Source organism: Tetzosporium hominis, assembly GCF_002265435.1.
In the GTDB taxonomy this organism is placed as follows: Bacteria; Bacillota; Bacilli; order Bacillales_A; family Planococcaceae; genus Chryseomicrobium; species Chryseomicrobium hominis.
The window spans coordinates 1-249 of the sequence record NZ_NOKQ01000095.1 but is presented as its reverse complement, the minus strand read 5'-3'; the positions used below and the strand labels follow the sequence as shown (position 1 = coordinate 249).

The window sequence follows — 249 nt, the reverse complement described above, 5'->3', positions numbered from 1 at the left end:
GCTCATGATTCCATTCTCCATTTTATAGTATGAAAAAGCCGGGATAACGTTCTGTCGGTCAGCTCAGCCATTCCTGTCTCCGCACCGAGTCGGAGACGCCGTGCGACAAAAGAATTTTCGCCGTTTTCAGCTGCTGGCTTTTAATCGGGGCGAAGTTTTTTTGCTGTTTCTCCAGCCACTCTTTCCAGTGTCTCTTGTCGCAAATGCCGATTCCGTAGGGAGGTTCCGGATAATCGATGTACGATGTAC

1 pseudogene is annotated in these 249 nt (G+C 49.0%); it reads right to left on the bottom strand.

Going from position 1 to position 249, the window contains the following annotated elements:
- Positions 1-58: 58 nt before the first annotated feature.
- Positions 59-249, bottom strand: a pseudogene (locus CF394_RS00335) (hypothetical protein); the annotation flags it as partial.